This window comes from Hymenobacter qilianensis, assembly GCF_014638675.1.
GTDB classification, from domain to species: domain Bacteria; phylum Bacteroidota; class Bacteroidia; order Cytophagales; family Hymenobacteraceae; genus Hymenobacter; species Hymenobacter qilianensis.
The window spans coordinates 854,350-876,013 of sequence record NZ_BMFN01000002.1; the positions used below are offsets into that span (position 1 = coordinate 854,350).

At 60.3% G+C, this 21,664-nt stretch carries 16 protein-coding genes; 6 read left to right on the forward strand and 10 right to left on the reverse strand.

Annotated features, from left to right (window positions below; genetic code table 11):
• Positions 1–64 precede the first annotated feature (64 nt).
• The gene (locus IEW06_RS11285; RefSeq protein ID WP_188548300.1) at positions 65–1,297 is read left to right on the forward strand and encodes a TolC family protein; all 1,233 of its coding nucleotides are present in this window, start codon (positions 65–67) and stop codon (positions 1,295–1,297) included.
• A 74-nt stretch (positions 1,298–1,371) separates the two neighbouring features.
• Positions 1,372–2,085, forward strand: coding sequence for a PKD domain-containing protein (locus IEW06_RS20855; protein WP_187732621.1), 714 nt, complete (start codon positions 1,372–1,374; stop codon positions 2,083–2,085).
• Positions 2,086–2,169: 84 nt separating this feature from the next.
• On the opposite strand, the gene IEW06_RS11295 is transcribed toward IEW06_RS20855, so the two are convergent.
• From IEW06_RS11295 to IEW06_RS11325, 7 genes are all read right to left on the reverse strand, one after another.
• Positions 2,170–3,501: a glycoside hydrolase family 28 protein gene (locus tag IEW06_RS11295; RefSeq protein ID WP_188548301.1), complete on the reverse strand. Its 1,332-nt coding sequence runs from the start codon at positions 3,499–3,501 to the stop codon at positions 2,170–2,172.
• Positions 3,502–3,743: 242 nt separating this feature from the next.
• Positions 3,744–5,216 carry an efflux transporter outer membrane subunit gene (locus IEW06_RS11300; RefSeq protein WP_188548302.1) on the reverse strand — a complete coding sequence of 491 codons (1,473 nt, stop codon included), beginning with the start codon at positions 5,214–5,216 and terminating at the stop codon, positions 3,744–3,746.
• 9 nt (positions 5,217–5,225) lie between these two features.
• Positions 5,226–8,390 carry an efflux RND transporter permease subunit gene (locus IEW06_RS11305; protein ID WP_188548303.1) on the reverse strand — a complete coding sequence of 1,055 codons (3,165 nt, stop codon included), beginning with the start codon at positions 8,388–8,390 and terminating at the stop codon, positions 5,226–5,228.
• Between the two features lie 49 nt (positions 8,391–8,439).
• Positions 8,440–9,609 carry an efflux RND transporter periplasmic adaptor subunit gene (locus IEW06_RS11310; RefSeq protein ID WP_223284647.1) on the reverse strand — a complete coding sequence of 390 codons (1,170 nt, stop codon included), beginning with the start codon at positions 9,607–9,609 and terminating at the stop codon, positions 8,440–8,442.
• A gap of 31 nt (positions 9,610–9,640) precedes the next feature.
• Complete coding sequence (locus IEW06_RS11315; RefSeq protein WP_187732624.1) at positions 9,641–9,916, reverse strand: hypothetical protein; 276 nt, start codon at positions 9,914–9,916, stop codon at positions 9,641–9,643.
• Between the two features lie 97 nt (positions 9,917–10,013).
• A complete protein-coding gene (locus IEW06_RS11320) occupies positions 10,014–11,384 on the reverse strand; it encodes a HAMP domain-containing sensor histidine kinase (RefSeq protein WP_187732625.1) in 1,371 nt (456 codons plus the stop codon).
• 9 nt (positions 11,385–11,393) lie between these two features.
• Positions 11,394–12,071, reverse strand: a complete 678-nt coding sequence (locus tag IEW06_RS11325) for a response regulator transcription factor (protein WP_187732626.1) — start codon at positions 12,069–12,071, stop codon at positions 11,394–11,396.
• 426 nt (positions 12,072–12,497) lie between these two features.
• Between IEW06_RS11325 and IEW06_RS11330 the strand changes: the two genes are divergently transcribed.
• Positions 12,498–13,730: an alpha/beta hydrolase gene (locus tag IEW06_RS11330; protein ID WP_187732627.1), complete on the forward strand. Its 1,233-nt coding sequence runs from the start codon at positions 12,498–12,500 to the stop codon at positions 13,728–13,730.
• Between the two features lie 213 nt (positions 13,731–13,943).
• Here the strand turns inward: IEW06_RS11330 and IEW06_RS11335 are convergent, their stop codons facing one another.
• From IEW06_RS11335 to IEW06_RS11340, 3 genes are read right to left on the reverse strand one after another with little or no spacing between them, the layout of a single operon-like run.
• Complete coding sequence (locus IEW06_RS11335) at positions 13,944–14,192, reverse strand: hypothetical protein (protein ID WP_187732628.1); 249 nt, start codon at positions 14,190–14,192, stop codon at positions 13,944–13,946.
• Positions 14,193–14,420, reverse strand: coding sequence for a helix-turn-helix domain-containing protein (locus IEW06_RS20915; protein WP_308422009.1), 228 nt, complete (start codon positions 14,418–14,420; stop codon positions 14,193–14,195).
• Positions 14,421–14,424: 4 nt separating this feature from the next.
• Positions 14,425–14,865 (reverse strand): response regulator transcription factor, encoded by a 441-nt coding sequence (locus IEW06_RS11340; protein WP_308422024.1) that lies wholly within the window; start codon positions 14,863–14,865, stop codon positions 14,425–14,427.
• A gap of 210 nt (positions 14,866–15,075) precedes the next feature.
• Here IEW06_RS11340 and IEW06_RS11345 point away from each other — a divergent pair, with 210 nt between their 5' ends.
• The 3 genes from IEW06_RS11345 (at position 15,076) to IEW06_RS11355 (ending at position 21,297) form a co-directional block, all read left to right on the forward strand.
• Positions 15,076–15,465: a hypothetical protein gene (locus IEW06_RS11345; RefSeq protein WP_187732629.1), complete on the forward strand. Its 390-nt coding sequence runs from the start codon at positions 15,076–15,078 to the stop codon at positions 15,463–15,465.
• Between the two features lie 174 nt (positions 15,466–15,639).
• Positions 15,640–20,034 carry a CusA/CzcA family heavy metal efflux RND transporter gene (locus IEW06_RS11350; RefSeq protein ID WP_188548304.1) on the forward strand — a complete coding sequence of 1,465 codons (4,395 nt, stop codon included), beginning with the start codon at positions 15,640–15,642 and terminating at the stop codon, positions 20,032–20,034.
• A 99-nt stretch (positions 20,035–20,133) separates the two neighbouring features.
• Positions 20,134–21,297: an efflux RND transporter periplasmic adaptor subunit gene (locus tag IEW06_RS11355; RefSeq protein ID WP_187732630.1), complete on the forward strand. Its 1,164-nt coding sequence runs from the start codon at positions 20,134–20,136 to the stop codon at positions 21,295–21,297.
• Positions 21,298–21,664: the final 367 nt, after the last annotated feature.

Here is a 21,664-nt window from a genome sequence, read left to right on the forward strand (position 1 = left end):
CCTTTTTGGCTGTTTGTACAGCTTGGGGGCCCAGGGCCAACAACGCTGGACCTTAGCCGACTGCTTGGCATTTGCGCAAACGCATAATCTGCAGGTCCAGCAAGCTGGCCTGCTGCAGGATAAGAGCGTCGTGCAGCAGCAGGCCGCCAAAAACGCGGCTTTGCCCACGCTGCATGCCCGGGTGCGCACGGCCGGCAACTGGGGCTTTTTGATCGATCCGTCTACAAATGAGCTATCGGACGAGTTTAATTTCGGGAACCAGGCCGCGCTCAACTTCAACCTGAATGTGGTAAATGGGCACGCCACAGCGTATCAAGGGAGGCTGCGCCGGGACCAGGTGGCGGCCGCCACCTATGATTACCAAGCCAGCAGTAACGCACTGACCGTTCAGATCCTGAATGCCTATTTACAGGTACTACTGGGGCAGGAACAGCTCCGCAACGCCCAGCAGCGGGAGGAATACGCTCAGGAGCAGGAGCGAAAAGTACAAGCCCAAGTCAACAAAGGAGTGCTTAGCAAGCGGGATTTGCTCCACCTGCAAGCCCAGGTTTCGGCGGAGTCGCTACTACGGGTGAGGGCCGAGAACAGCGTGGAGAAAGCCCTTTTTGCGTTAGCTCAGGTGGTGGGACTTCCATTCAATGAAAGCATGGCGGTGCAGCCCGTGGAAATTCCAACCACGTGGCAGACGACCAGCCTAGCGACACCAGAAGCCTTGGTAATATCGGCCACCAGCCTCCCTGATGTAAAAGCGGCCCAGGCCAAAGTGGAGGCTGCCCAAGCAGCCGCGCAGCTGGGACGGGCACTCTACAAGCCCTCTTTGGCGCTGACAGCCCAGTTGGCCACGCGTACCTCGAATTACAAACCCGGTGGGTTCGACACACAAGTGCTGGACAACCTCAATCGCCGCGTAGGGCTAGCCCTCAACGTGCCGGTATTCAACCGATTCCAGTTGCGGACTACGGATCAACTGGCTAAGCTGGAGGTTGAATCTGCGAAGCTGGCCTATCAGCAAGTGGAGCGAGACCTGAAAGGAAAAATTATGGGAGTCTGGCTTGAGTATAGAGCGGCCGCCAAGACGTACCAGGCACTCGCGCAGCAGTATGCCCTGATCAGCGAAGAGCACCGTTACGGGGCCAAACTCCTGGAACTGGGGGGCATCAGCGCGGTGGAGTACAGCCTCACACGCAGCCGGTTGGCAACGGCCCAATCTGAGCTGGTACTGGCCAAGTACGACTGCTTTTTCAAGCAGACCCTGGTGGGCTTTTACCAAGGAAACGGCCTGCCAGTGGGCCTCTAGCGACGGGTACCAGAAAATGAAGCCGTCAGCCCCCTCTATTACTAATTTCCTTTCCTTATCCTTTTAACCTGGTTATGAAAAAAAATTTATTGTACGGGGTGTTGTTGCTGAGTTTGGTTTCGTGTGCGGGGGACGCAGAAGATCCGAAGCCTGTCACGACGGCCGCTTTTACTAGCAGTCGTAGCGTCGTAGAAGTCAATGAGCCCGTTGCGTTCACGGATGCTTCCCAGCATGCGGAACGCTACTTGTGGGATTTTGGAAACGGTCAAACCTCCACCCTGGCGGCGCCTTCCATTACGTATGCGGCGACGGGCACTTATACCGTGTCACTTACGACATATACGGCCGACAACCAGCCTACCTCGACTACCCAGTCCATCAAAGTTGGCAAGCGGTATCTGCGGGAGATACAGATTAAGGCGCTCGACTTCCTTGCCCCCGACGGCACGAGCTGGGATGCAGGGGGAACAGGGCCGGACGTATTCCTGCAGTTGAGGCCCACCTCGGCAACCGAAGCCCCCTACGCGAAAACGAGTGTCTTCAACAATGTGAAGCCGGCAGACTTGCCGCTTGCCTTTGCGGCCAGCGCGGAATTGACGCCGGGTGAGTGGACTGTTGTCGTGCGGGATGAAGATTCCGCCTCGGATGATAAAATGCGGGAGTGGTCATTGCCAGTGGCCGGGCCAACCCCTAATCGGGATGCCCAGGGTAATGGGTACTACACACTTCAGGGCCCGTCAGATAATCCGTCGGCCTGGTCAGTGATCCTTCGCTACGAAACCCGCTAATCCCGGACGAACTAAGATTAACAAGTAAACCCGCACCAAGTCCCGCGCAATGCGAGGCTTGGTGCGGGTTTATTTTACGATTCTTTAATCCGGCTTCAGGGGTTTCACTACCGGACCTTCCTGAACAGCTTGTGAAGCTTTAAGCGGCACTCCATTGAGGGTAACATTCTGAAATTTCACATCTGAATACTTGTTCGGAAAGGCAGCCGTTTCAGCCGTTGCGTCCACGTTTTTGAAGGTGATGTTCGACACTTTATCACCCGGGTTGCCATTCAGCACCGCAAACTGCTTGGTTTTCACCTTAACATTGGAGATAGTGATGTTGCGGATGATGCCAAAGGGCTTTTCGGTGCTGCCCGCCATATTGAAAAACTGCGTCCAGGGCGAGAGCGTGACGATGGTGCCGCAGCGGCCGGTCACGTTGTCGATGGTAATATTTTCGTACACCTGATAGGTATCGGGGCGCATTTTGAAAAGCAAGAGCGGCCGGTCGTTGTCTACTTTGCAGTTGCGCACGGTGATGCGGTTGGCGTGAATGCATTCACTACCCATAGTGACGGCCGCGTGTACTTCCCCAAAGGTGACGTTCTCGATCAGCACATCTTCAATGGGGCCATTTTCGGGGAGCTTATGAGCATTAGGGCCTTTGCCGCCCTTCATGACGATGCCATCATCATTAACCGAGATATAGCAGTTGCGGATGGTTACTTTCTTGCACACGTCGATGTCCACGCCATCGGTGCTGGGGGCCTTCACCGGCCGGAACGGCGAGCGAATGTCGCAGCCCTCGATCAGCACGTTGTTGCACTGGTAGAGGTGGGTGGTCCAGAAGCCGGCATTGCGCATCTTCACGTCTTTGATGGTCACGTTATCAGAGCCCCAGATAAAGAGCAGGCGGGGCCGGTGCACTTCCAGGTTGGTAGACGACTTGCCAAGTTGCCGCATGGAGTCCCGGTGCGCCCAGAACGCTTTCCAGAACCGCAGTCCGTTGCCGTCGATGGTGCCCGGGCCCGTTATCCGGAAGCCGTTGACCTTGTAGGCATTGACGAGCGCCGCGTAATAATCCTGGCTTTGGCCCTCCATGCGCGAAGGAATCAGGGGGTAATGGGCAATGTCATCGGAGCCCTTGAGCTTGGCACCGGCCAGCAACCGTAGATGGGTACGGGGCTTGAAAAACAGCGCCCCGCTCAAAAACACCCCCCGGGGAATCACCACCGTACCGCCGCCATCGGCATTAGCTTTATCGATGGCGCGCTGAATGGCTTCGGTATTGAGTTGGGTGCTATCAGCGCCCGCCCCAAATTCAGTGATGACGTAGTCTTTGGGTTGGGCTCCTTTGCTGGTAGGAGTATCAGCCTGAAAAGGCAGCCAGAAAGCGGTTAGCACAAGAGGGAACAGAGCTAGAAGAACTTTCATAGGACGAAAAAAGGAGGTATGAGGCAAAGAAGCGGGTTCCCCGTGGGAGTACCGTTCTGTAGTTACCTGCTAACGGTATTTAAACCGGCGGAGCCCCTGCCCCTGGCATAGTTCTATGGCCCTACTCTCACCCTACCCGGGAATTTTGCCCCCCAGCTTACTACCCTATGCCCGTGCCGTGCGATGTGCCCGGTTCAGAGCTCACCCCGCCGGGACTTTTAGCCTGATGGGAAGCCCAACCCTCACTCGCTTCCCGGAGTGGCTGACCAGCCGCCCCCTAAAGCCCGATATAATTCAATGAGCAGCAGAAATTGCTCCCGGCGGGTGTTGGCTAAGTTAAGCTCTGCTTCTAGGGCGCTCCGCTGGGCCGTGATTACCTCCAGATAGGTGGCGTAGCTGGCCGTGTACAGATCATTGGAAATCTCGACGGCTTTGGTGAGGGCTACCACCTCCTGCGCCTGCAGCTCGTACACGCGGCGGTAGTTTTCCACCCCGCGCAGGCTCGTGGTTACCTCCTGAAAGCCAGTTTGCACGGCCTGCTGGTAGCCGTAGTAGGCGGCTTGCTGCTGCGCAGTGGCCTGGCTGAGAGCGGCTTTGAGGAAATTGCGGTTCAGGAGCGGGGCCGATAAATTCGCCAGCGCCCCCAGGGCCAGCGAGCTGGGCGTGGCAAAAAGCAGCGAAGACTTGTAGGCATTCAGGCCAACGTAAGGCGACAGCGTGAGGGCGGGCAGGAAGGCGGCGCGGGCGGCAGACACGTCGGCGCGGGTGGCGACCAGCTCCAGCTCGGCGCGCTGCACATCGGGGCGACGCAGGAGCATGGTGGAGGGCAAGCCGGCCACCACCACGGCCGGCAGCTCCTGCTCCCGGATGGGGCGCCCGCGCCGGATGGGCTGGGGGTAGCGGCCCAGCAGCCGGTTTATCTCGTTTTCGGCCCTAATGATGCTTTGATTTACTACTGCTTGCAGGCTCTGGGTACGCAGCAGCTGAGCCGTGAACTGCTGCACGGCCAGCTCCGTCGCCCGGCCGCCCAGCTTTTGCAGCTTCACGATTTCCAGGGCCCGCTCCTGCAAGCGCAGGTTTTTGCCGATTACTTCATTCTGGGTGTCCAGGGCCAGCAGCTCGTAGTACAGACTGGCAACCTGCGCCACCAGGGCCGTCTGCACCAGGCGGCGGCCTTGCTCCGTGGCCAGCAAACGCGCAATAGCGGCCTTGCGCCGGCTGCGCAAACGGCCCCAGATGTCTATTTCCCAAGCACTACTGAGGCCCAGAAAATAATCGGTGGTGGGCGTAGGAATGGCGCGGCCGTCGTTGGTGGTATTGGGGCCGCGGGTGCCATTGGGCGGAAAACGGTCGACGCTGACGGAGGCGCCCGCATCTACGCGGGGCAATAATGCGCCGCGCGCGATGCGCACGTTGGCCCGCGCTACCTCCACGCGCTGCAGGGCAATGAGCAGATCAGGATTGGCTTGCAGGGCCGTGTCCAGCAGCCCTACCAGGCGCGGATCGGCGAAAAACTGGCGCCAGGGAATGGCGGCAATACTACTGGTATCGGAGCCGGCGCCGGCAAACGTAGCGGGCGCGGGGGGCAAATTCTGCTTGGCAATGGGCTGACTTACCTGGCAGCTGCTCACCAACAGCAGCCCCGCCGCCAAGGCCAGCCACTGCCGGGTGCGGCCGGAGAAAGATGATTTATTGGAAGCTATCAACGGATTCATACAACAGAATTAAACAGTCGCGGGCTCGGCCTCCATTAGCACAGGCTCCGATAATGGCTCTTCTTTCGCCGGCTTTTTATCCCGGGAAAACAGCACGTACAGGCCCGGAATCAGGATTACGCCGAAGATGGTACCGATGAGCATGCCGCCCGCCGCCGCTGTGCCGATGGAGCGGTTGCCCAGCGCGCCCGCTCCGGTGGCGAGGCAGAGCGGAATCAGGCCGGCCACGAAGGCGAAGGAGGTCATCAGGATGGGCCGCAGGCGGGAACGGGCGCCTTCCACGGCCGCGTCGAGCACAGAAGCACCTTCCTGGCGGCGCTGCACGGCAAATTCGATGATGAGAATGGCGTTTTTACCCAGCAAGCCTACTAGCATCACCAGCGACACCTGGGCGTAGATGTTGTTTTCCAGCCCCAGTAATTTCAAGGATAAAAACGCCCCGAAAATACCCGTGGGCAAGCTCAGCAGCACCGGCAGCGGCAGAGCAAAGCTCTCGTACTGAGCCGCCAGCAGCAGATACACGAACACGAGCACAATGCCGAACACGTACAGGGCCTGGTTGCCGGAGATGATCTGCTCGCGGGTCATGCCGCTCCACTCGTAGGTGTAGCCGCGGGGCAGCTCTTCGGCGGCCACGCGGGCCACGGTGCTGATGGCGTCGCCGGAGCTGAAGCCGGGGGCCGCGTCGCCGTTGAGCAGAGCCGAGGTGTACATGTTGTAGCGAGTGAGCTGCTCGGGGCCGTACACGCGCTCCAGGCGCACAAAAGTGGAGAAGGGCACCATCTCGCCCCGGTCGTTTTTCACGTACAGGTTCAGCAAATCGTCGGGCTTGGTGCGGAAGCCGGGGGCGGCCTGCACCATCACCTTGTACATCTGCCCGAAGCGAATGAAGTTGGTGGCGTAGTACGAGCCCATCAGGGTTTGCAGGGTTTGCATGGCCCGCGCCACGGTCACGCCCTTCTTGGCGGCCAGGTCGTTGTCCACGTGAATCAGGTACTGCGGAAAGCTGGGGTCGAAGCCGGAAAAGGTATTATCCACCACGGGTGTCTTGTTCAGAGCCGTAATAAAATCCTGCGTTACGCGGGCCGTCTGCTGCAAGTCGCCGCGGCCGGTGCGGTCGAGCACGCGCAGCTCGAAACCACCGGCGTTGCCGAAGCCCGGCACCGTGGGGGGCAAAAAGAACTGAATCTGGGCGTCGGTGATGCCTTTGGTTTTGGCCGTGAGCTCCGCCATCAGCTCCTGCACCGACTGCCGGCGCTGGTCCCAGGCTTTGAGGTTGATCATGCCCATGCCGTAGGAAGCGCCCGACACGTCGTTCATCAAACTAAAGCCCGCCAGGGTCGAGACGGACTCCACGGGCTCCAGCTTCTGGGCCACGCGCTGCACTGCGTCGAGCACGCGACCGGTGCGCTCCACGGTGGCGCCGGGCGGCGTCGTCACGTTGATGTAAATCATGCCCTGATCTTCGGTCGGGATAAAGCCGGTGGGCAGAATGGTGCTGACGCCCCAGGTAGCGGCGAAGAAAAACACCAGCAGCCCCACCGTGACGAGGCGGCGCGCGGCCAGAGTGCGCACCAGGCGCTGGTAGCCGTCGGCGAAGGACTCATAGCGGCGGTTGAAGCCGGCAAAAAAGCCCCCCAGCAGCCCTTTTCGCTCCTCCCCTTCCGCCACGGGCTTAAGCAGAAGCGCACACAAAGCCGGCGTGAGCGTGAGCGCATTCACACCTGAGATAACAATGGCAATGGCCAGGGTCAGCGAAAACTGGCGGTAAAACACGCCCACCGGCCCATCCATGAAGGAAACCGGAATGAACACGGCAGCCATAACCAGCGTGATAGCCACAATAGCCCCGCTGATTTCGCCCATGGCCTTGAGCGTGGCATCCATGGCGCTGAGGTGCTCCTCGTGCATTTTGGCGTGCACCGCTTCCACCACCACAATGGCGTTATCGACCACAATACCGATGGCCAGCACCAGGGCAAACAGGGTGAGCAGGTTGATGGAAAAGCCCAGCATCTGCATAAAAAACAGCGTACCGATGAGCGCTACCGGCACGGCCAGGGCCGGAATAAGCGTCGAGCGCCAGTCCTGCAAAAACAGAAACACAATCACGAATACCAGCAGAAAGGCCTCCACCAGCGTGCGTAGCACCTCGTGAATACTCGCGTCGAGGAAGCGCGACACGTCGTAGCTGATGTTGTAGTCCATGCCGGGCGGGAAGGACGTGGCTTTCAACTCTACCATGCGGGCCTTAACCTTTTCAATTACTTCGGAGGCGTTAGAGCCGGGCAGCTGCTTGAGCATGATAGCCGCCGAGGGCCGCCCATCCGACTTCGACAGCATCCGGTAGGTCTGCACGTCGAACTTCACGTCGGCCACGTCTTTGAGGCGAAGCACCGAGCCGTCGGCATTGGCCCGGATTACCACGTTTTCGTACTGCTCAGGCCGAAACAGCTTGCCCGTATAGCGCAGCACGTACTGCAACACCTGGGCCTGCTGGCCCGAGCTTTCCCCGGTGCGACCGGGGGCAGCCTCCACGTTCTGGGCCTGAATAGCCGCGATGATTTCCTCGGTCGACACGTTGTAGGCCAGCATGCGGTCGGGCTGGAGCCAGACCCGCATGGCGTACTCCCGAGAGCCCTGAATCTCGGCCAGCCCCACGCCCTTGATGCGCTTAAGCTCCTGCAATACATTGATATCGGCGAAGTTGTAAATAAACTTCTCGCCCACCGTGGGGTCGTCACTCACCACGTTCAGGTACATGAGCATGGAGTTCACCTCCTTTTCGGTGGTTACGCCGGCCCGGATTACTTCTTCGGGCAGCTCGTCGATGATTGTGGTCACGCGGTTCTGCACGGCCACGGCCGCGATGTCGGGGTCGGTGCCCACCTCGAAGAACACCTGAATAAGCGTCGTGCCATTGTTAGTGGTCACGGTGCTCATGTAAGTCATGCCCGGCACCCCATTGATGGCCCGCTCTAGGGGCGTGGCCACGGCTTTGGCGCACACCTCGGCGTTGGCGCCGGTATACTTGGCCTTCACCGCCACCGAGGGCGGCACGATGTCGGGAAACTGGGTGATGGGCAGGGTAAAAAACGCCAGCACCCCCAGCAGTGTGATAAAGAGCGAGATAACCAGCGACAGGACGGGGCGCCGGATGAATATGTTGAACATAGCAATGAGTTATTCTGGTCGGATAATGATCTGCGTGACGGGCGGCGTCTTACTCCGCGGCCACCAGCATGCTGCTCAGCGTGACCGGGCGGGGGGCAATTTTAGCCCCATCGCGCAGGTCCTGAATGCCTTCGCAGACGACCCGCTCGCCGGGCTTCAGACCCGCCTGCACAACGTAGAAAGCCGAGAGCCGGGTTTGGGGCACGAAGTTTTTGCGGTGCACCGTATTCTGCTTATCCACCACATACACGTAGTTTTTATCCTGCACCTCAAACACGGCCGTTTGGGGCACCAGCACGGCATCGGGGACAGTGTTGGTGAGGCGCACCTTGCCCGTGGCTCCGTGTCGGAGCAGGCCGGTGGGGTTGTCAAATCGGGCCCGAAACGCGATGGAGCCGATATTAGACTTGAACTGCCCCTCCACCGTTTCGATTTTGCCCGCCGAGGGGTACGTCGTGCCGTCGGCCAATACCAGGCGCACCACGTTGGAACTGCGGGCCGGGTCCTGCTGGCGGGTTTTCACGTATTCCAGGTACTCTCCCTCCGACACGTTGAAGTAAGTAAATACCTCCCGCGCGTCCGACACGGTAGTGAGCAGGGTGCCATTGGCAATAAGGCTACCGACTTTGAGTAGTTCCCGGTTCAGTACCCCATCAAACGGAGCACGCACGGTGGTGTAGTCCAGCATCAGCGACGCATTGGCTACCGCAGAGCGGGTTTCCGCTATGGTCGATTGGGCGGCCCGCAGCTTGGCCTGGGCCACATCGAGCTCGGTTTTGGAGATGATATTCTTCTCCGTGAGCATGCGCACGCGGTCCAGCTCTAGGTCGGCGACGCGGGCCTGGGCCGTGGCGTTGCTCAGCGCGGCGCGGGCGCGGGCTACCCGGGTGCGGTACTCGGCATCGTTTATCTTAAAAATGGGCTGCCCTTTCTTCACGGGTTGACCTTCATCCACGTAAATCTTCTCCAGAAAGCCTGCTACCCGCGCTCGCAGCTCTACGTTGCGCACCGCCTGAATATCAGCCACGTACTCGCGGGTCAGCACCGTATCGCGGGCCACGAGGCGGGTAACGGGCAGCTCCGGGGTTTCCTCAACGAGGACGGCGCCGCCCTCCCCTTTGGTGCCACAGCCAAAAAAGCCCCCCAGCAGGAGAGCAAGCATCCCGCAAAGCCACGGCCGGCGGTTGGTGAAGGAAGAAGGGCTGGGTTGGCGATACACTGCGGTAGTGGTTAAGGTTGGGGGGCTTTTTTTAGTCGTTGAACTGGGCCAGCGGCTCGGCGGTAGCAGGGGGCATGTACCCCAGCAAGCTGTCTTTGCGGTGCTGCTCGGCCTGACAGCGGGCCAGCAGCCGCTGGGTGAGTTGGAGCTCGGCAGCGGTTTCCGTGGCGTCGGGCTCCTCAGTCAGCGCGGGCGTTGCGGGCTGGGTCGTGCGCCAGCTCAGCAGATAGCAGTTCAGCCCCGCCGACAGCACCAAGGTGGCAATCAGGAGGTAAGTCAGGGCTTGGTGGCGGGTGTTCTTCTGCATGAGTATGCGCTCCAGTGTAGTACAAAGGAGGCCCCACCACATTAGAATGAGATGAGAAGCAGATTAGAAGATATTAAAAAGCCGGCGGCTGGTGGCCTTATTCCGCCACAGCCGGCAGCCACACACCGACCGTACTGCCCTGGTTCAGCACAGAAACCAGCGTAATTTGCCCCCCGTGCAGCTGCACAATCTTCTGGGTGAGGGCCAGGCCCAGGCCATAGCCCGGCTGAGCGGTACCGTTGGCGGCGCGATACAGCGGCTCAAATACCCGGCGGATTTCATGCGGCGCGATACCGATCCCGGTGTCCGTCACGCGCACCTCCAGCGTCTGTGCGTCGGCGTAGCCCAGGCTCACCGTCACGGAAGCTTGGGAGTATTTGCAGGCGTTATCGAGCAGATTAAAAATAGCCGTCGTCAGTAGCTGAGCGTTGCCGGGCACCATAAATACGTCGGCATCAGTGGTAGGCAGGGGGCCAAATTCCAGGCGCAGGTCGCGGTCGGGACACTTGGCGCGGGCGTAGTCCAGTGCCTGCGCTACGCACTCGTCCAGGCGCACCGGCTCCGTGGGCAGCAAGCCCGAATCGGCTTTGGCCAGGGCCAGCAGGCCATTCGTAAGCTCGACCAAGTGACGCACTTCCTCGATGCCGGAGCGTAGGCTCTGGCGGGTGTCGGCCAGCGTCGCGTCGTAGTCGAGGGAGGTTTCCAGGGTGCCCAATAAGTTGGCCAGGGGCGTGCGCAGCTGGTGGGAAGCGTGGGCCAGAAAGCTCTTCTGCGACTCAAAGGCCTGCTCCAGGCCGGCCAGCATTTGATTAAACGTAATGGCCAACTGTGCAATCTCGTCGCGCTGGTTGCCTTCATCCACGCGCTGACTCAGGCTGGAGGCGGTAATTTTTTCCACCTGCCGCACCACCCGCGAAATCGGCTTGAGCGACTCATCGGCGAAATACCAACCCGCCAGAATGATAAGCACCAGTGCCCCCACGTTGCCCACGAGCAGAATCAGCCGGAGCTTTTCGAGCTGAGCCCAGCCAAACTCATCAATACCCGAAGTGAAAATCCGGTAGGCTCTGCCCTCATGCTCATAAAGCAGGCCCACCGTTTCGCGCCGGCCCGTGGCAAAGTGTACGGGCTTTTCAGGTGTAATCCTGCTCAGGTACAGCATGTTCTGCGCCTGACTTATTGTATCGGAACTGAGGTAGAGCAAGCGGCCACCGGGCCCGTAGATGCTCACCTGCTCGCCCACCAGCGTCAGCAGGTCGCGCCGCCGGAAAGCCCCGAAAAACCCTTTCGACAAGCTGCCCCGCTTAATCAGCATGCGGCCCGACAGGGCCGCTTTGCCCGTGAGGCGATTGGTGAAGCGCTGCTCGCGGGAGGCGGCGTGGAAATAGTACACGAAAGCTGAAAAGCTGAGCTGAATGGCCAGCACCAACAGGGTAAAGCGCAGAATCAGTTTGTTGCGGATCAGCATGGGCCGGGGCTATCCTTCACGCAGCACGTAGCCCATACCCACAACGGTATGAATAAGTTTGGGCGAGAAGTCACGATCCAGCTTCTTACGCAAGTAGCTCACATACACGTCAATGACGTTGGTATTGGTGTCAAAATCCAGCTCCCACACCCGCTCGGCGATATCCACCCGCGACACGATTTTTCCCCGATTCAGCAGCAGGTATTCCAGCAGCGCGTACTCGCGGGTAGTCAGGTCGATGCGCTGGCCCTGGCGGGTGACGGTTTTGGCGTCTAGGTTCAGTTCCAGGTCGGCCAGGCGCAGCACCTGTTTTATTGCCGCCGCGTCGGAGCGGCGCTTGGTGAGCGCGCGGGCCCGGAGCAGCAACTCCTTGAAAGCAAAGGGTTTGACCAGGTAGTCATCGGCGCCCGCCTCAAAGCCCATGACTTTATCGTCGAGGCTGTCCAGGGCCGTCAGCATCAGCACGGGCAAATGGCTGTTATCGGCCCGAATGAGGCGGCACAGCTCAAATCCGTTGATATAAGGCAGGTTTACATCCAGAATCACCAGCTCGTAGATATGCTGTTGAAACAGGGACCGGCCCATCTGCCCGTCGTAGGCTACGTCCAGCTCGTAGCCTTCGTTCTCAAAGCCTTTTTTAACAAAGGAAGCCAACTTGGGCTCGTCCTCCACGAGTAGTATTTTCATTTAATATCCGTTGTGAATAACCGCTCCCTATTAATCCGGTCTTGCTATTCCGATGCCTGGCCGCTCCGGTCGAACCCTTGGTACAACTGGCCTGCCGCAAACTTTGGAACTGATGTAGTACGTACGGGCCGGCTTCCTGCTTTAGCCCGCTGATTAGGAGCCAAAGGAGCGCGTTGGAGGTAGTCAAGGCAATACTACCGATGCTAATACTAAGCCCAAGGTATTCTGTCGAAATAAATCCTTTTTGGGACAAAAATATTCTAAAACCAATAATAATTATTACGAATTTTTGAAGATATTCAATAGCACATTCAGCGGAACCCCTGATATACGTGGGTCTACCCCTTCCCGTGTCAGATTCCCGCTTTCCTTATTGGTTCTAATGAGCACCTCACATATCCATTCTTTCTCTTTCAGCCTACTGCCATGAATTCAATCCTCCGTTACCTGCGCTGGCGGCTGCTCGTGCTGCTGCTACTAGGTTGCCTGAATAGCTGCCAGTACTTCTATCCGGAGAAAGAAAATCCAATTCCTCGTCCTCCCGTCTCCCGGGGCCAAGACCTGTTTGTCTCGGCCACCCAGATTGTGACTATGCCTAAGGCCCAGCTTCAAGCCTTAGCGACCAATGCTGGCTTTGGCGCTTTTGCCCCCCAGCTGCTCTACGACGTAACTTTTTACAAATTTATTTATAAGACTACCTACCAAGGCCAGCTGCTACAAGTCTCGGGTTTGCTAGGAATACCTTTAAATACCCCCCGCCCACCGGCCCTGCTCAGCGCCCAGCACGGCACCATGTTCCGTCATGCCGATGCGCCCTCGAACTTCCCCGCTACCTTCAGTGGCTTGGAACTGTTTGCTTCCGCTGGCTTTGTCACTATCATCCCCGACTACATTGGCCTGGGCGTGTCCCAGCACCTGGTTCAGCCTTTTTACGACAAACAGAGCTCGGCCGCGACCGTCGTGGATATGCTGAAAGCCGCCCGCTACTACTTGCAGCGGCAGCAAGTGCCTCTCAACCAGCACCTGTTTCTGGTTGGCTACTCCCAAGGCGGCTACGTGACGCTGGCTGCCCAGCAGGAGCTGGAAACCAACCCCCGGCACCAGCTGCCGCTTACCGCCGCCGCGGCCGGGGCGGGCGGCTACGACCTGCCGGGCATGCTCACCGGCATTGCCACGACGCCCACCTATGTGAACCCGGCTTTTCTGGCCTTGTTTCTACAAGGCTACAACACGACTTACGCCTGGAACCGCCCCCTGACCGACTTCTTTCGGGCCCCGTACGCGGCGAAGATTCCAGCCCTGCTCGACGGCACCAAGACCCGGGAGGAAATCAATGCGGAGCTGACTACCAGCCCGGCCACGTTGTTTACCCCCGCCTTTTACGCCGGCCTTAATGCCCCCACCGGCGAAGTGGTCTTGCGGCAACAGCTGGTCGCCAACAGCTTTTTCGGGTGGGCCCCGCAGCGCCCCACGCGCCTTTACCACGGCACGAACGATGAGAGCGTATTCTTTGCCACGTCCGTCTCCACCTTTGCCCAGTTTCAGGCCGCCGGAGCGCCTAATGTGGCCTTCTTCCCAATCCCCGGCGGTACGCACCAGACCAGTATTGGCCCTATGATGGCCAATGCCCTACCCTGGCTGCAAAGCCTGGATCAATAACCGTAAAGTTGATGCTTTGAAGAATCTCATGGCATGGGCTTCATCCGAACTTTGATTCCCTGGCTTCCAACTAAAATGGAAACATGTAAGCCAGTTCTCTTATGGACCGCTGAGCCCAGCAAAGGCGGTAGGCGCGGTAGTTGGGCTTGGTTAAGCTTGACGGCCACCCACTGCAAGGTATAGTCTTGGGCCAACAACAATCCCGTCAGACAGTTAGCCTGGTGCTCGCGGGCGTTGGTGCTCCCGCTCCTCCCACTCGCCTCTATCGGAAAAGCGGATTTTCGACCCCGTGATGGCAATTTCTCCCAAGTGCTTGGCGACTTCGTAGCGCAGGTTGGCATCCAGGTAGGTATAAACCTGGTGACACACCACAACAAATACCACCAGATACGCGGCGGCCACCAGCGCGGCGGTAGCTAGCATATAGTGCAGGGCAATCCGGCTTTTAAACGTCAGGGCCATCTAGTCGCGGGCGACATAGCCAATGCCGCGAATGGTTTGAAGATAATCTTCGTCCTTGCTCAGGCGCAGCTTTTTGCGCAGGGCATTCATGTACACGTCAATCACGCCGGTGTTGTACTCGAAGCGAATGTCCCATACGTTCTCGATGATGCTCTGGCGGCGGCACACGTTGCCTTTGTGGCGCAGCAGATACTCTAGCAGCGCAAATTCTTTCTGGGTCAGGCTCACTTCATCACCCCCGGAACACCTGATGAGTGGCCACGTCCAGTCGGATGGGGCCGACGGCAAACTGCTCGGTAGAGGCCGGCCGCGGGCGCAGCTGCACCCGGATGCGCTCCAGCAGCTCATCAAAGTGGAACGGCTTTTTGATGTAGTCATTGGCCCCGGCCTGCAAGCCGGCAATGGTATCCTGCACGGTGTCTTTGGCAGTCAGAAAAATCAGCGGCGTAGCTATGTGCGCCGCCCGCAGCTGCCGGCAGATTTCCAAGCCCGTGAGGCCGGGCAGCATCCAGTCCACCAGCAGCAGGTCGTAGGGCTGAGCGAGGGCTTGAGCGAGACCAGCAGGACCGGTATCGGCCACATCCACGGCGTAGGCTTCCTCCTCCAGGCCTTGCTTGAGGAAACGGGCAATGCCGGGCTCGTCTTCTACAAGTAAGTAAAATGCGCATACCAGTTGGGCAGTAAGTAGGCACGGGAGACAACGCGCGGCCGGCCGGTTTCCAAGCTACGAACCTAACGCTATTCCGAAGCCGAAGATGCAGTTGGGCCCGGTGCAAGCTGCATTTTGAGAAAATCTTAAGGCATTTGTAAGCAGCTTTTGAGTCTTAGGGGCGTTCTTTGCCCCTTGAAACTTAGCCGGCCCGGCCGGAATTGCCCCCCAGCTATGCAGTCTTTCGTTGCCCTGCTCCTGTGCGTGCTGGCCCTGGCCGGTGGCTTACTGCCCCGCCACGACCTGGCTGAGCTGGGCCGGCTGCCGCGCTTGCTGGAGCATTACCGTCAGCACCAGGCTACCTTCGAGGCCCTCACTTTCGCCGAGTTTCTGGCCCTGCACTACGGCCGCCCAGGGCAGGCCGCACCCACGCCGGAGCACCAGGGCTTACCCCTGCACGACGGCCACTATGCCCCGGTGCCCGTTATCTGCACGGGGCCGCTGCTGGTATGCCTGCCAGTGGTAGGCTTCCGCGCCTGGCCCGCGCTGGCTTACTCCCCCGCCGATAGCCCGCGATACCCCGGTGGCCACGCGCCGGCCTGCTGGCAGCCGCCCTGCGCCTGAGCCGCTCGCCGGCCAAGGTGCCGAGTTTCTGCTTTCTTTTATTATGGTGTTTTATGGTGCCTGTCGGCTCTTTTGCTGAGTGCCGACGGCAGCGCTTCGAAGAGTAGCCCCGAGCTACTGCGCCCCCGCCGAGGCTGGGGCCGCGCCGCCCATTTGCCCATTTTACCTTTCCCGATGCTTTCTAAAATTATTGCTGCCAGCATCCACAACAAGCTGTTTGTAGTGCTGCTGGTGCTGGCCCTCATCGGCTGGGGCGGCTATTCGCTCGTACACCTGCCGCTTGATGCCATACCTGACGTGACCAACAATCAGGTGCAGGTGCTTACCCAAAGCTCCTCCCTGGCCGCCCAGGAAGTAGAGCAGCTGCTCACCGTGCCCCTGGAATTGCAGCTGCGCACTATCCCCGGCGTGACGGAAATCCGCTCCATCTCCCGCTTTGGGCTGTCGGTGATTACGGTGGTATTCGACGACGACGTGCCTACGCTGCAAACCCGGCAGCTGGTGGCCGAAAAGCTAACCACCGCCCAGGTCGACCTCGGCGGCACTCTGCCCCAGATGGCCCCGATTACCACCGGCCTGGGCGAGATTTTTCAGTATACTATTGCGGTCAAAAAGGGCCACGAAAACCAGTACTCGCTGGCCAAGCTGCGCGACGTGCAGGACTGGCTGGTGAAGCGCCAGCTGGCCGGCGTGCCCGGCGTGGTGGACGTGAGCAGCTTCGGCGGCATGGTGCGCCAGTATGAGGTGAGCGTAAATCCCGACCGCCTCAACGCGGCCGGCGTGACCATGCCCGAGCTGTTTGCGGCTTTGCAGAACAACAATGCCAACACCGGCGGCAGCTACCTGGAGCGCGGCCCCAACGCCTACTTCATCCGGGGCGAGGGCCGCGTGAACTCGCTTCAGGATATTGGTACCATCGTCATCAAGCAGGCCAGCCAGAACGCGCCCCTACTGGTGCGCGACGTGGCCGACGTGCGCTTCGGCCACTCGGCCCGCTATGGGGCCATGACCCGCAACGGCCGGGGCGAAACCGTGGGCGGCATCGTGCTCATGCTCAAGGGTGCCAGCTCCGAGCAAACCATTAAGGGCGTGAAGGCACGCGTGGCCGAAATTCAGCAAAGCCTGCCGCCGGGCCTGGAAATACTGCCGTTTCTGGACCGCACCAAGCTCATCGACAAAGCCATTCACACGGTGAGCACCAACCTGCTGGAAGGTGGCGTAATTGTGGTGCTCGTGCTGCTGCTGCTGCTGGGCAACCTGCGCGCTGGCCTAGTGGTGGCTTCCATGATACCGCTGTGCATGCTGTTTGCGCTGGGCATGATGCGCACATTTGGCGTGTCGGCCAACCTAATGAGTCTGGGGGCGCTGGACTTCGGGCTGATTGTGGACGGGGCCGTGATTATCGTGGAGGCCATGATTTTCCATATTGTTCACTTCCGCGCCCAGACGGAGCACGAAACCATGGACCAGGTGGCCGAAACGGCCGCCACCCGCATGATGCGCTCCGCTTTGTTCGGCCAGTTCATCATTCTTATCGTGTACTTTCCCATTCTGGCGCTGAGCGGTATTGAGGGCAAGATGTTCCGGCCGATGGCGCTTACCGTGAGCTTCGCCATCATCGGGGCCATGCTGCTGTGCCTGACCTACGTGCCGGCTGTGTCGGCGTGGGCCTTGCGCAAAGACATCAAGGAGGAAGGCACCGTGGCCGACCGCCTCATGAAGTTGCTGTACCGCGGCTACCGGCCGCTTATTGCCGGGGCGCTGCGCCTGCGCGGAGCAGTGGTGGCCGGCGCCGTGGGGCTGTTGGTGCTGACCGGCTGGCTGTTTTCGCGCATGGGGGGCGAATTTATCCCCCAGCTCGACGAGGGCGACTTTGCCGTGAACGTGACTCTGGCTCCGGGCTCCTCGCTCAGCCAGAGCATTGCCACCACTACCCAAGTGCAGCAGATTCTGCTAAAGAACTTTCCCGAAATCGAGCAGGTAGTGGGCAAAATCGGCACTTCTGAAATTCCCACTGACCCAATGGCCATGGAAGACTCCGACCAGATTGTGATTCTTAAGGACCAGAGCGAGTGGACTTCGGCCGACTCGCGGGTGGAGTTGGCCGACAAGATGAGTGCCGCCTTGGCCGACGTACCGGGCGTGAACCTGGAGTTTCAGCAGCCCATACAGATGCGCTTCAACGAGCTAATTTCGGGTGCCAAGTCGGACATCAGCATCAAGATTTACGGCGACGACCTGGCTTTGCTCTTCGAAAAAGCCACCCAGGCCGCCGCCCTCATTCGCCCGCTGGCCGGCGTGGGCGATTTGAAGGTAGAGCAGATTGCGGCCCTGCCCCAACTGCGCGTGACGTATGACCGCCAGAAGCTGGCCCAGTACGGCCTGAACGTACAGGACCTGAACACGCTGCTGCGCGCCTCCTTCGCCGGCGACGTGGCCGGGCAGGTGTACGAAGGCGAGCGGCGCTACGACCTGGTGGTCCGCCTCGACAGCCTGAGCCGGCTGGGCCTGGGCGACCTGCGCAACCTGTACGTGGATACGCCTGGGGGGCAAAAAGTGCCGCTGGAGGAAGTAGCCACCGTAGCCTACCGCAGCGCCCCCGCCCAGATTTCGCGCGACGATGCCCGCCGCCGCATCAACATCGGGGTGAACGTGCGCGGCCGCGACGTGCAGAGTCTGGTGCAGGAAATTCAGGGCCGCCTAGATCAGGGTCTGAAATTGCCCCCCGGCTACACCGTCAAGTACGGCGGAGCGTTCGAGAATTTGCAGCAGGCCAAGGCCCGCCTGAGTGTGGTGGTGCCCATTTCGCTGCTGCTGATTTTTCTGCTGCTTTACCTCTCATTCAACTCCCTCAAGCAAGCCGCTTTAATTTTTACGGGCATTCCGCTGGCCACCATCGGCGGCATTCTTGCCTTGTGGCTGCGCGATATGCCCTTCAGTATTTCGGCCGGCGTGGGCTTCATTGCGCTGTTTGGGGTGGCGGTGCTCAACGGTATTGTGCTGGTGGCCAGCCTCAACGAGCTGGCGCTGGCCGGCGTGCGCAACGTGCGCGAGCGGGTCATGCGCGCCACGGCCGAGCGGTTCCGCCCGGTGCTGCTCACGGCGGCCGTAGCCTCCCTGGGTTTCCTGCCGATGGCCCTGAGCAACTCGGCTGGCGCGGAAGTGCAGAAGCCCCTGGCCACGGTGGTCATTGGGGGGCTAATTACGGCCACCCTGCTCACCCTGCTGGTGCTGCCCGTGCTCTACACCTTCTTCACGAATGATGACGAGGAAGCACCAACCGCCGAAATGCCCCCCACCGCTCCAACTCCCGGTACCCGTCCGGCTGGTACGGCTCCGGCCGTGGCGTTAGGCCTGGCGTTATGGCTATTGCTGCCCCTCGGCGGCTTCGCCCAAACGACGCCGACGGCCCCGCTAACGCCGCCCGTGCCCACCGGGCCGCTGACGCTGGAACAGGCGTTGCAAACTGGCCTGAGCCAGAACCTGTCGGTGCAGGCGGCGGCGCTGTGGGTGCAACAGCAGCGCGCCCTCACCCGCACCGGCTACGACATTCCGCGCACCGTGCTCGACTATCAGCGCGGCCAGATTTCGGGCGGGCTGATTGACCAGAGCTTCAACGTAATCCAGCAAACCGCCCTGCCGGGCGTGTACGCCGCCCAGCGCCGCCTGCTGGAAAGCCAGGCCCTCACGGCCGAGCAGCGGGGCCGCGTGCAGCGTCGGGAGCTAAGCCAGAACATCCGCAGCAGCTACTACCAGCTGCTGCTCAGCTACCGCCGTGCCGCCCTACTGCGCCGCCAGGACAGCCTTTACCGCCGCGCCGCCCGGGCCGCCCGCATCCGCTACCAGGTGGGCGAAACCAACCGCCTGGAACAAGTATCGGCCGAGGCCCGCTCGCAGGAATTGCAAAACCGGCTGGCTACTACATTAGTCGATATCAGCGTGCAGCAGCAGCAGCTGGCTTTGCTGCTGGGCGCCGGCGTGGGCCGCATTGATACGCTGGCCAGTGTGGTAGCGCTCCTGGGTGCCGCCGACACCACGGCCCTGTCCGCCGACTCCAACCCGACACTGGGCTTACTGCGGCAGGAGGCGGCGCAAAGTCAGTTGCAAACCCGCGTGGAGCAGCTGCGCCGCCTGCCCGACGTGCGGGTGGGCTACTTCAACCAAAGCATTAATAAGGAGCGCGGCTTTCAGGTGGCGCAGGCCGGAATTTCGGTGCCGCTGCTGGGTGGGGCGCAGAAAAACCGCGTGGCTGCGGCCCGCATCGGCGAGCAGGTGGCCGAAAACCAGCTGACCTACGCCACCACCCAGCTCGCCGGGCAGGCCCAACAGCTGCGCCAGCAGCTGCGTCGCGCCCGCGCCTCCCTCGATTACTATGAGCAGGCGGCTCTGCCGCAAGCCCGTCTCATTCTGAGCACCGCCGAAAAGAGCTTCCGCGCCGGCGACATTGATTACGTGACTTATGTGGTGAATACCGAGCCCGCTTGGCAGATTCAGCAGGCCTACTTGGAGCAGGTGAGCCGCTACAATGAGTTCGTTATTGCCCTGCAAGCCCTGAACGGTGCCGACTAATCTCCTGTTCTTCTGCACTCTACTTTCCTAATTGGCTACTCAGCGTTCCGGCGCTCCTGCTTTATGAGATTTCCCTTGTCTTTCCCATTCCCTTCTTTCTTGCTGACTCTAATGCTGACGGGCCTGCTTACCGGTTGCGGCGATTCAGCCGCCAAAACCGAACCGGTCAACGCTCCCGCCGCTTCTGTCCACCCCGACCAGGTCACGATTTCCGCCGCTCAAGCCAAGGCCGCGGGTATCACGCTGGGGGGCTTTTCCCGCCAGAATATGGCTTCCGAAGTGCTGGCCAACGGCGTGATTGACGTGCCGCCCCAAAACATGGTGTCCATTTCGGCGGTGCTGGGCGGCTATGTGCAGCAGGTGAAGGTGCTGCCCGGTCAGTTCGTGAAAAAGGGGGCCGTGGTAGCTGTGCTCCGTCACCCCGACTACCTCAAGGTCCAGCAGGACTACCTGCAAAGCCGGGCCCGGGTGCAGTTTCTGACCCAGGACCTGGAGCGCCAACGCATTCTCGACGTGGAAGACGTGGGGGCCAAACGCAAGCTCCAGCAGGCCCAGGCCGACTACGCCACCGAGCAGGCCGCCGTGCGCAGCCTCGCCGCCCAGCTAACTCAGCTAAACATTTCGCCCAGCCGCCTGGCTGCCTCCGGCCAGATTCAGCCCACCGTCGCGCTGACTACGCCGCTGGCGGGCTACGTGAAAACGGTGGGCATCAACCCCGGCCAGTTTGTGAACCCCCAGGACGTGCTGGTGGAAGTGGTGGACCGCTCCGATTTGCACCTCCAGCTCAAGGTATTTGAGCGCGACATTGCCCGCGTACAGCTGGGCCAGCCCATCCTGTTCACAGTGCCCAGCCGCCAGACCGCCGGCGAAATTCTGCGGGCGCGCGTGTTTCTGGTGGGCAAAGCTTTCGACGACAACGCCCGCACCGTGACCGTGCACGCCCACCTCGAAGGCCGCGCCGCCGAAACTCTGCTGCCCGGCCAGTACGTGGCCGCCCGCATCCAGACGGCCGGCCAGCGCGTGCGCACCCTGCCCGAGGAGGCCATTATTCAGGCCGGCGAGCTGAGCTACGCCTACGCACAAACCGCTGCCACCGACAGCACCGCCACCTTCCGGCGGGTGAAGATCAAGCCCGGCGCCGCAGCCCACGGCGACGTGGCCGTAACGCCCCTGGAAGCCGTGCCGGACACAACCCGGCTGGTGCAGCGCGGCACGTATTTCCTGGATGCCGAGCGCGGCAAAGGCCAGGCCGACGAGGAGTAACCGGCACCGGACCGGGCTAGTTGGGGGGCTTTTTTAAGACAATCTTAAGACGGCGCGCATACAAAGCCCAGCCAACAACGCGTTATTCGCATAGTTCAATTACACTCGCCTTGCAGCGACGCTTCTTTTGCGTGAGCTGAAGTGGTCTTGTGGCTTGGCTAACGAACCAATTTAGCCTTAAAAATTCAACTTGACTCATATAATTAGTTATTCTGCTCGATTGTCAGCCGCGGCTTTGCGCTGTTGCCATCGGCGGTGTGCCCGAGTAAGCCGGCTTGCTTTTGTTTAATTCTGCCGAACGTCGAATGGTTTAATAGTCAGCCTGCATTTCTTAAGACTTACTTAAGAAACTATCGCGGCGGAAACC

Excerpts from the sequence above, each read along its gene's own strand:
- IEW06_RS11345 (WP_187732629.1), top strand. The coding sequence starts at position 15,076 with ATGCAGTCTTTCGTTGCCCTGCTCCTGTGCGTGCTGGCCCTGGCCGGT.
- IEW06_RS11350 (WP_188548304.1), top strand. The coding sequence starts at position 15,640 with ATGCTTTCTAAAATTATTGCTGCCAGCATCCACAACAAGCTGTTTGTA.
- IEW06_RS11320 (WP_187732625.1), bottom strand. The coding sequence starts at position 11,384 with ATGCTGATCCGCAACAAACTGATTCTGCGCTTTACCCTGTTGGTGCTG.
- IEW06_RS11325 (WP_187732626.1), bottom strand. The coding sequence starts at position 12,071 with ATGAAAATACTACTCGTGGAGGACGAGCCCAAGTTGGCTTCCTTTGTT.
- IEW06_RS11330 (WP_187732627.1), top strand. The coding sequence starts at position 12,498 with ATGAATTCAATCCTCCGTTACCTGCGCTGGCGGCTGCTCGTGCTGCTG.
- IEW06_RS11335 (WP_187732628.1), bottom strand. The coding sequence starts at position 14,192 with ATGGCCCTGACGTTTAAAAGCCGGATTGCCCTGCACTATATGCTAGCT.
- IEW06_RS11295 (WP_188548301.1), bottom strand. The coding sequence starts at position 3,501 with ATGAAAGTTCTTCTAGCTCTGTTCCCTCTTGTGCTAACCGCTTTCTGG.
- IEW06_RS20855 (WP_187732621.1), top strand. The coding sequence starts at position 1,372 with ATGAAAAAAAATTTATTGTACGGGGTGTTGTTGCTGAGTTTGGTTTCG.
- IEW06_RS11315 (WP_187732624.1), bottom strand. The coding sequence starts at position 9,916 with ATGCAGAAGAACACCCGCCACCAAGCCCTGACTTACCTCCTGATTGCC.
- IEW06_RS11300 (WP_188548302.1), bottom strand. The coding sequence starts at position 5,216 with ATGAATCCGTTGATAGCTTCCAATAAATCATCTTTCTCCGGCCGCACC.
- IEW06_RS11305 (WP_188548303.1), bottom strand. The coding sequence starts at position 8,390 with ATGTTCAACATATTCATCCGGCGCCCCGTCCTGTCGCTGGTTATCTCG.